Origin of the sequence: Longimicrobium sp., from assembly GCF_036554565.1 — a bacterium.
GTDB lineage: Bacteria > Gemmatimonadota > Gemmatimonadetes > Longimicrobiales > Longimicrobiaceae > Longimicrobium.
Map to the genome: position 1 here is coordinate 1 of NZ_DATBNB010000300.1, position 8940 is coordinate 8940.

The 8940-nt window shown below is 69.9% G+C and carries 9 protein-coding genes; 8 read left to right on the top strand and 1 reads right to left on the bottom strand.

The genetic code is table 11. The features are described from left to right. The 4 genes from VIB55_RS08075 to VIB55_RS08090 all read left to right on the top strand — a co-directional run. A partial coding sequence (locus VIB55_RS08075) for a hypothetical protein (RefSeq protein WP_331876164.1) occupies positions 1-196 on the top strand: 196 nt, incomplete at its 5' end. A gap of 22 nt (positions 197-218) precedes the next feature. Next, complete coding sequence (locus VIB55_RS08080) at positions 219-1424, top strand: glycosyltransferase family 4 protein (protein WP_331876165.1); 1206 nt, start codon at positions 219-221, stop codon at positions 1422-1424. Positions 1425-1463: 39 nt separating this feature from the next. Then, a complete protein-coding gene (locus VIB55_RS08085) occupies positions 1464-2636 on the top strand; it encodes a glycosyltransferase family 4 protein (RefSeq protein WP_331876166.1) in 1173 nt (390 codons plus the stop codon). Beyond that, positions 2633-3772 carry a glycosyltransferase family 4 protein gene (locus VIB55_RS08090; RefSeq protein ID WP_331876167.1) on the top strand — a complete coding sequence of 380 codons (1140 nt, stop codon included), beginning with the start codon at positions 2633-2635 and terminating at the stop codon, positions 3770-3772. The genes VIB55_RS08085 and VIB55_RS08090 overlap by 4 nt, the downstream gene beginning before the upstream one ends. Before the next feature lie 10 nt (positions 3773-3782). Here VIB55_RS08090 and VIB55_RS08095 read toward each other — a convergent pair whose 3' ends face one another. Then, entirely contained in the window at positions 3783-5390 is a 1608-nt protein-coding gene (locus VIB55_RS08095; protein WP_331876168.1) for a patatin-like phospholipase family protein, read from the bottom strand. A 217-nt stretch (positions 5391-5607) separates the two neighbouring features. Between VIB55_RS08095 and VIB55_RS08100 the strand changes: the two genes are divergently transcribed. The 4 genes from VIB55_RS08100 to VIB55_RS08115 form a co-directional block, all read left to right on the top strand. Further along, on the top strand, positions 5608-6201 hold the full coding sequence (locus VIB55_RS08100; RefSeq protein WP_331876169.1) for a class I SAM-dependent methyltransferase: 594 nt from the start codon (positions 5608-5610) through the stop codon (positions 6199-6201). A gap of 595 nt (positions 6202-6796) precedes the next feature. Continuing rightward, complete coding sequence (pyrR, locus tag VIB55_RS08105; RefSeq protein ID WP_331876170.1) at positions 6797-7351, top strand: bifunctional pyr operon transcriptional regulator/uracil phosphoribosyltransferase PyrR; 555 nt, start codon at positions 6797-6799, stop codon at positions 7349-7351. Continuing rightward, positions 7351-8328, top strand: coding sequence for an aspartate carbamoyltransferase catalytic subunit (locus VIB55_RS08110; protein ID WP_331876171.1), 978 nt, complete (start codon positions 7351-7353; stop codon positions 8326-8328). Before pyrR ends, VIB55_RS08110 begins: the two co-directional genes overlap by 1 nt. Then, the coding region (locus VIB55_RS08115) for an amidohydrolase family protein (protein ID WP_331876172.1) at positions 8325-8940 on the top strand (616 nt) is incomplete at its 3' end. The genes VIB55_RS08110 and VIB55_RS08115, both read left to right, overlap by 4 nt.

An 8940-nucleotide genomic window follows, 5' to 3' on the forward strand; every position in this document is an offset into this window, starting at 1 on the left:
CCAGACCATCGCCCGGGCGGGCGACGGGCTGGCGCTGTTCGTGGAAATGCACCCCACCGTCTGGCGCGAGCGCGGCCTTTCCGCCGACGAGGTGAGGGCCGAGCTGCGCATCCAGGGACTGCGCGCGGAGCCGCTACGCGAGGTGGACGATCCCTGGGCGCTGGAGGGCGAGTGCCTGCGCCTCGTGCGGGCGTGAGCGCGCGCCGGGCCGCGTAGCCGTGCGCATCCTTTTCGCCAACGACGGCATCGGCGACGCGGGGGGCGTGCAGGCGTATCTCGCCGCCGTGATGCCGGGGCTGGAGGCGCGCGGGCATGCCGTCGCGTTCCTTCACCAGGACCGCGCCCGCCCCGATGCGCCATCGCCCGCACCGGCCGGCGCGCCTCACTTCGGCATCGACGAGCGGGGGATGGATACCGCCCTGGCCGACGCGCTGGCGTGGGCGCCGGACGTGGCGTTCGTCCACAACATGCGCGCGCTGGAGGTGGATTGGCGGCTGGCGGGTTCGGTGCCCGTCGTCAAGTTCATGCACGGCTACTTCGGCACCTGCGTCAGCGGGCAGAAGGCGCACCTGTGGCCGCGTCCGCAGACGTGCGGAAAACCGCTGGGGCCCGGTTGCCTGGCGATCTACGGGCCGCGCCGATGCGGCCAGCTGCGCCTGGGCTACGTGGCTCGACAGTACCGCTGGGCGAACGAGCAGAACGAACTCTTCGGCGAGTACGCGGCGGTGGTGACCGCCAGCCGCCACATGCGTGACGAATACGTGCGGAACGGCGCCCCCGCAGAGCGAGTACACGCGCTTCCGCTCTTTCCTACGCTGGTGGGCGAATTGGTGGAGCCCCCGCAGGAGTTTCGCGTCGCGTTCCTCGGCAGGATGACGCCGATCAAAGGCGGTGACCTGCTCATCCGGGCTGTGGCGCAGGCCAAGGAGCAGACGGGAGCCGCCATCGCGCTAATGATGGCGGGCGACGGCCCGCGGCGCGCGGAGTGGGCCCGGCTGGCCGCCTCGCTGGGCGTGGACGCCGACTTTCCGGGCTGGGTCGGGGAAGCCGAGAAGGTGGAGGTGCTGCGGTCCGCCTCGCTGCTGGCCGTCCCCAGTGTGTGGCCGGAGCCGTTCGGGCTGGTGGGATTGGAGGCGGGGGTGTTCGGCTTGCCCTCGATCGCGTTCGACGTGGGTGGCATCGGCGAGTGGCTTTCGGATGGCGTAAACGGAATCCTGGTCTCCGGCGATCCGCCGACCGCCGATGCGCTGGCCGCGGGTCTGGTGAGCGCCGTCCGCCACCCCGCTGCGCTGCGTCGCATGCGCGCCGGCGCCCGCCTGGCGGCGGAGCGCATGTCGCTGATCCGCCATCTGGACTCCGTGGAGCGCGTGCTGGCCGAGGCGGCAGGGCAGGGCGTGTTCGCCAGCCTGCCTCCCGGCACCTGACGCCTTTGTGTCGCCGCTGACCAGAATCCCCCACCGCGCGTGACCGACAAGCCAGCCTGGCACCTGCTCACGGGCGAGTATCCGCCGGACCGCGGCGGCATCGGCGACTACACGCGCCTGCTTGCGCGCGCGCTGACGGACCACGGGCGCCAGGTGCACGTGTGGACGCCGTCCGTCGCGTCGGACAGCGAGGTCGATGGAGTCGAGGTGCACGCGATGGCAGGGGTGGGGAGTGACGCGCTTCGGAAGCTGGGCTCCGCCCTGGATAGACATCCCGCGCCGCGGCGGCTTTTGGTGCAGTACGCACCCCAGGCGTGGGGGATGCGCGGAATGAACCTGCCGTTCACGCGGTGGCTGCTCGCGCGCCGCCGCGCCGGCGACGACGTGCGGGTGATGTTCCACGAGCCCTACTTCCCCTTCGGCTGGCAGCGGCCGCAGCGCAACCTGCTCGCTGCCGTCAATCGGCTGATGGCAAGGACGCTGCTCCGCGCCAGCACTCGCGCATACGTCTCCACGCATGTGTGGGAACCTCTGCTCGCGGCCCTGGCGCCCTCGGGAATGAGGTTCACGGTTCTCCCGATCCCATCCACCATCCCCGTTGTCGACGAGCCCGAACGGGTGGAGCGCGTCCGGCGGGAAGTGGGGGAAGGTCGGCCGATCGTCGTGCACTTCGGCACCTACGGCGACCAGATCGGGCCCGCGTTGACGCGTGCGCTCAAGGCGCTGATCGGGTATCGCCGCGACGCCCGTATCCTGCTGCTGGGCAATCGCGGTCCCGCCTTCGCCGAACGACTGCGCGCCGCGGACGAACGGTTCCGTGACAATGTGGTCGCGCCCGGCTATCAATCCCCCGAGGACATTTCTGTTCACCTACAGGCGGCTGACGTCGCGATCCAGCCATACCCGGACGGCGCCGACACGCGCCGCACGACGCTGATGGCCTGTCTGGCGAACGGGGTGCCGACGGTTACGACGCGGGGGCGCGGTTGTGGCAGCATCATCCTGAGCCAGGCTGTGTCTCACGCGGCACCGGGGGACGCGGATGGCCAAGGGCAGTGTGCGGCGGAACTGCTCACCTCCGCCCACATCCTTCTCGAAAGCGGCGACCTCGACGAGCTTCGGGCGAAGGTGCGCGCCTTCTATCAGCGGGAGTTCGCGATCGAGCGCACGGTGGAGCGGCTGCTGGCGGATGAAGACGACGGGGCAGCGTGAAGATCCTTCTCGTCGGCGACTACCCGGCGGACCCGCTGCTGGGATCGGCCAAGGTCTACTACAAGCTGGGCGAGTCGTTTCGCGAGCTGGGACACGAGTGCGACGTGCTCCTGCGTCCGGATATCGGCGAGACGCCCGAGAACTGGCGGGTGCGGCAGGTGGTGTCGGCGGGGATGACGGAGCGGGCGATCCGCCGCGCGATGCACGAGCGCGGGCCGTACGACGTGGTAGACGTGGCCAGCGGGGAAGGCTGGCTGTTCGCGCTGCGGCGGAAGAAGGGTGGGGGACCGGCCGTCATCAGCCGCTCGCACGGACTGGAGCACCTGAACTACCGGCGCACGCTGAACGACGCGGCGGACGGGCTCACGTCCAAGGGATGGGCGCGAAGGATCTACTATCCCACCGTACGCCTGCCGCAGGTGGCCGCTGCCGCCCGGCTGGCGGACGCGCTGATCGTGCTGAACGAGGGAGACCGGGGCTTCGCCGTGGATCGCGGGTGGCAGTCCCCGAATCGCGTGCACGTGGTGGCGCATGGCGTGTCCGAGCGGTTCCTGGCAGACGCGCCGCGGTTCGACGCGCCGCGAGGTCAGGGGGTGCTGTTCTGCGGCTCGTGGGATGCGGTGAAGGGCGCACCCTACCTGGCCCGCGCAATGGCGATCCTCGCGGAAGCGGGCGCCGCGCCGCGGCTCACGATCCTGGGCCCCGGGCTCGCCGAATCCGCCGTACTGGAGTCATTTCCCGCCGCCGCGCGCCCCTTCGTCCGCGTGGTCCCGCGCGCGCCTGAGGACGAGGTGATGCGGCACTATCGCGAGCACGACCTGCTGGTGATGTGCTCCACGTACGAGGGCTTCGGGATGGTGGTGGTGGAGGCGATGAGCCAGGGACTTCCGGTGATCGCCACGCCGGTCGGCTGCGCGCCGATGGTGGTGCGCGATGGCGAGAACGGGATGGTGGTTCCTGCCCGCGATCCCGCCGCCCTCGCGGACGCCATCCGCCGCCTGATGGCGGATTCGCCCCTCCGCCGCCGCATGGCGGCCCACGCGGCCGCATCCGCCCGGCAATTCACCTGGCGCGCCACCGCCGAGCGCACGCTGGAGGTCTACCGGGAAAGCATCGATCTCCGCTCCCGCCGCTGACAGAAACGAGTCACGCTGCGTTGAGCTTCGACCACTCGCCCTTGAGCGTCTGGAACAGGTTGTTGGCCGGCGTGCCGGGGATGGCGTGATCGGGGTAGTCTTCGATCAGGTGCTTGAGCAGCACGAAGCAGACGCTCGCCTCGCCCACATCCACCAGCGGCCCGAACTGGACCGTCTGATCGAACCAGAGGGTCGTGCCCATCTTCGCTGCGCGGTTCACGCCGTCCAGCAGCGCCGGGCGCGGCTTCAGCCACGGGTGAGCCACGTACAGATCGGACTGGTCGCAGGCGAGGACGTCGATGGCGTTCACCATCCGCTTGCCCTTGTACTTCTCGTTGCCGAGGACGTGACCGTACACCAGCTGCCGCACGCGCTGCATGAAGATCGACGAGGTGAGCGTCAGCAGCGAGCCCACGCGCAGGCCGGCCATGGAGATGATCTCGGGAACCGTCAGACAGCGCAGGGCGGGCCATGCCTCCACGCCCACGCTGTCGTAACTCTTCTTTTCCGCCAGCCGCGCCATCTTTCGTCCCCACGCGAGCCCGCCGGCAAGCACCAGCATCAGTACCGACACGAAGCCGTAGACCACCACGTCCAGCCCGGTCAGCTGGCCGGCCCGGTGCTCGGCCGCCGCGTGCATCCCCAGCACCCCCAGCGACACAAGGGCCAGCAGGAACACCGTCCATCCCGCCAGCAGCAGCCTTTTCAGCGTCAGGAACCCGCGTCGCGAGGGCGCCGCGGGCACGTTGTAGATGTTGTCCTGCTCCAGGCTGACGTCGGAAATCAGCAGCGTGGCCGCGGGAGTCTTGTCGTACACCTCCACGAGCGAGTCGACGCCCTGGTTGTCGTAGATGCCGCCATCCATCAGCGCCAGCCCGGGGGCGCCGAACTTCGGCCCGAGTGCCTGCAGCGCGCTCGGCAGGGGGAAGTCGGCGGGCCAGTGGAACTGCTGGGGGAAGACGAACGGCTCGAACCCGCCCGGAAAGCACGACGAGGCCGCGACGATGTCGGCGAGGCGGATGTGCCGCGCCACTTCGCTGCCCACGCGGTACGCGCCGTTGCCACTGCCGGCGAGCGGGTCGGCACTGCGCCGGAACCGGAAATCCACCCCCGTGTGGAACTCGGTGGAGTTGAAGATGGCCTCCTGCAGCTGCAGCCGCTCCGGCGGCGCGTCCAGCACCTCCCCGAAGCGCCGGGCCCCGAACAGCGCCGAGTCGGCGTACACGTTCGCGGCCGAGCGGATCAGGCTGGGCATTTCGCCCTGGTGCTCCGCGCGCCGCGAGGTCAGGTCGTCCAGCGCGAGCCCGATCACGTTGGTACGCTGCAGGAACGCCGAAAAGGACGCGTCGAAGTCCCTGAACGGCACCCCGTCCAGGAGGCTGACCGTCCAGGCCATCCCCACGATGGACCCGCCCGAGACGGTGGAGAGACCTACGACATCCTTCAGCAGCCCCGCGCGGTCCAGCAGGCGCAGGGCTCCCAGGTGAAATGCCGCCGCACGATATCCGCCACCGGATAGCGACAACGCGAGCGGCCCCAGCGAGCCCGGTTCGGGGTGCTGCGCGGCGGACGGGGCGGGTTCCACGGCGCTTGGCCGCGTGGTGGAGAGGTCGGTCATGGCGGGATGGGAGCGGCGAAGTGGGTCGGGAAGGGCGGGGGAATGATCGTCCGCAAACGGCCACCGGTCAAGACGCCACGCCATCCACGAGCAGCAGCCGCCACGGGGAGTGCTGGTGCAAACCGCGCGCAAGTCCCAGATTTGCAGAAGGCGCACCCATCGCGCTCCGCCTGGGATCGGCGGAGGCTGTGCATCCTTTTCGCGGAGATTGGTTCGAGTGCAGAAGACGACCGGGTCGCGGCGCGACCAGATGCTGCTGTTCGCCCGCAACTTCCTGAAGCATCCGCGGATGCTGGGCAGCGTGATCCCCAGCTCGCGGTTCCTCATCGACGGGCTGCTGAAGCACCTGGACTTCAACCGTGCCCGGGTGATCGTGGAATATGGGCCGGGCGTGGGCACCATCACCACGCATGTGCTGAAGCGGATGCATCCCGACGCGAAGCTCATCGTCATCGAGATGAACGACGATTTCGTGCGTTTCCTGCGCGAGAACGTTCCCGATCCGCGTCTTCACGTGGTGCACGGCTCCGCCGCCGACGTCGGCCCGGAGCTCAAGAAGCTGGGTTACGACCGGGCCGACTACGCTATCTCGGGGATTCCGTTCAGCACCATGCCGCCCGAGGTGCGCGCCGACATCCTGCAGAAGACCAACGCGGTGCTGGACTCGCAGGGTGCCTTCCTGGTGTACCAGTTCTCGCCCTCGATCGGAATGCACCTGGAGCGCGCGTTCGGCCAGGTGACGCGCACCTTCGAGCCGCTGAACATCCCCCCGGCGCAGTTGTACGTGGCGCGCCCGCGCGCGGTGGCGTAAGCAGGATCGAAGTCGCTGGAGCGATCTCTCCGGCCAGGTGTGGAAGATCGTATGAAGTCGCCGCGGCAACCGCGGAAAGCCTCACCCCCGAACGGCTGAGAACGCCGTCCAGGGGTGAGGCTTCGGCCATGTGTCGGTTCACTTGAGCCGCGACCCGTCCAGGGTCTATCCCTCCTCGCACCGAGCCTTCGAAGCGCGCTCGAATTCTCCCCTCTCCCCGCTTGCGGGAGAGGGGCCGGGGGAGAGGGCAGCCGAGGCATGCGCCGGCCCAAGTCGAAACGCCCCGATCTGTCACCCAGCTCGACCACGAAACTAACTTCACGCACGGCACTAGCTCCCTTCCCCCGCGCAGTTTGCGGGGGAAGGGTTGGGGATGGGGGGCGCCCGCCTGCGCACCGCACTCGGTCTGATTCCGCCCGAAGTGCTCCTCCCTTCCGGCGCAGTTTGTCAGAGGCCGGGGCTAGAGGAGAGATCCCCTCCCGTCCGCCCCGTGTCGGCTGGTGTTCCGCGTTGACACCCGCCCGCACCACGGGGTAACTTTCGCGGAATCCACACTCCGTCCCGGACCCCCTTCCCGGAACCCAGAACCGCATTCATGGCCGAACCCCAGCGCCGCACGCTCATGGACGCCGCCGAGGTGGAGCGGGTCCTGGCGGGCATGGCCAAGGAGATCGTGCGCGTCACCGGCGGGCGCGACCTGCTGCTGGTGGGCATCGAGCGCCGCGGCGTGCAGCTGGCCGACCGGATCGCCCGCGCCATCTCCGGCGCGGGCGGCGAGGCCCCGGCCACCGGTTCGCTCGACATCACCCTGTACCGCGACGACCTGATGAGCGTGGGCCCGCGCCCCGTCGTGGGTCAGACGCGGCTGCCCACCGGCGGCATCAACGGGCGGCACCTGGTGATCGTCGACGACGTGCTGTACACCGGCCGCACCGTACGCGCGGGGCTCGACGAGTTGGCCGACTTCGGCCGGCCGGCGCGCATTTCCCTGGCCGTGCTCATCGACCGCGGCGAGCGCGAGCTGCCCATCCAGGCCGACGTGGTGGGGCGGCGGGTGGAGGTGCCCCGCGGCGGACGGGTGGAGGTGCTGGTTCCCGAGGTGGACGGCAGCCTGGGGGTGGAACTGGTTTCGCCGGAGGCGGCCGGCTGATGGCGCATCCGACGGTTCCCTACCTGGGCAAGGACCTGCTGGGGCTCGAAGGGCTATCCCGCGAGCAGATTACGGCCATCCTGGACACGGCCGACAACTTCAAGGAAATCTCCGAGCGGCCCATCAAGAAGGTGCCGGTGCTGCGCGGCAAGACCATCGTCAACGCCTTCTTCGAGAACAGCACCCGCACCCGCATCAGCTTCGAGTTCGCCGAAAAGCGCCTGGCCGCCGACACGGTGAACATCTCCAGCACGGGGTCGTCCGTCGCGAAGGGCGAAACGCTGGTCGACACGGCGCGGAACCTGGAGGCCATGCGCATTGACATGGTGGTCATCCGCCACGGCGCCTCGGGAAGCGCGCAGTTCCTGGGCGAGCGCATCGCCAGCAACGTCATCAACGCGGGCGACGGCAAGCACGAGCACCCCACCCAGGGGCTTCTGGACCTGCTGACCATCCGCGACCACCGCGGCCCGCTGGACCAGCTGAAGGTGTGCATCTGCGGCGACGTGCTGCACTCGCGGGTGGCGCGCTCCAACATCCACGGGCTGCGCAAGCTGGGCGCGCAGGTGGCCGTCTGCGGCCCCGCCACGCTGCTTCCGGCCTGCGTCGACGAGCTGGGCGTCACCGTCTTCCGGCGCATCGAAGAGGCGATCGAGTGGGCCGACGTGCTCAACGTCCTTCGCCTGCAGCTGGAGCGGATGAAGGGCGGCTTCATCCCCTCCCTTCGCGAGTACAACCGCGTCTTCGGCGTGACGCGCGAGCGGGTGGAGGCGGCCCCGCGCGACCTCCTGATCCTTCATCCCGGGCCCATGAACCGCGGCGTGGAAATCGACAGCGACGTGGCCGACGGGCCCCACAGCGTGATCCTGCAGCAGGTGACCAACGGCGTGGCGGTGAGGATGGCGGTGCTGTACCTGCTGGCCGGCAACGCGCCGGAGCAGTCCACCGCGGTGCGTTCCACGGGGAGCAGCGAATGAGGCCCCTGCTGATCCGGGGTGGCCGCGTGGTGGACCCCTCGCAGAAGCTGGACGCCGTCGCCGACGTGCTGCTGGCGGACGGGCGCGTCGCGGGCGTGGGCGAGCGGATCGACGTGCCGGAGGGCGCCGAGATCGTCGACGCCGCGGGCCTCGTCGTCGCCCCCGGGTTGATCGACGTGCACGTGCACCTTCGCGAGCCGGGGCAGGAGCACAAGGAGACGATCCGCTCGGGCGCGCGCGCCGCGGCGGCGGGCGGGTTCACCGCCGTGGTGGCGATGCCCAACACCGATCCGCCGGTGGACGATCCCGCCGCCGTCGGCTTCGTCCGGGCGCAGGGGATCGCCGCCGGCGCCGCGCGCGTGTTCCCCACGGGGTGCATCACCGTGGGGCAGCTGGGCGAGCAGCTCACCGAGTTCGGCGAGATGAAGTCGGCGGGCGCCGTGGCGGTGACGGACGATGGAAAGCCCGTCGTCAGCGGCGGGATGCTGCGGATGGCGCTGGAGTACGCGCTGACCTTCGACCTGCCCGTGGCCGTCCACGAGGAAGACCCCACGCTGTCCCGGCACGGGTCGATGAACGAGGGGATCATCGCCAGCCGCCTGGGATTGACCG

What these genes read in the sequence shown, in the direction of transcription:
- VIB55_RS08095 (WP_331876168.1), bottom strand. Translation starts at nt 5,390, where the DNA reads ATGACCGACCTCTCCACCACGCGGCCAAGCGCCGTGGAACCCGCCCCG.
- pyrR (WP_331876170.1), top strand. Translation starts at nt 6,797, where the DNA reads ATGGCCGAACCCCAGCGCCGCACGCTCATGGACGCCGCCGAGGTGGAG.
- VIB55_RS08110 (WP_331876171.1), top strand. Translation starts at nt 7,351, where the DNA reads ATGGCGCATCCGACGGTTCCCTACCTGGGCAAGGACCTGCTGGGGCTC.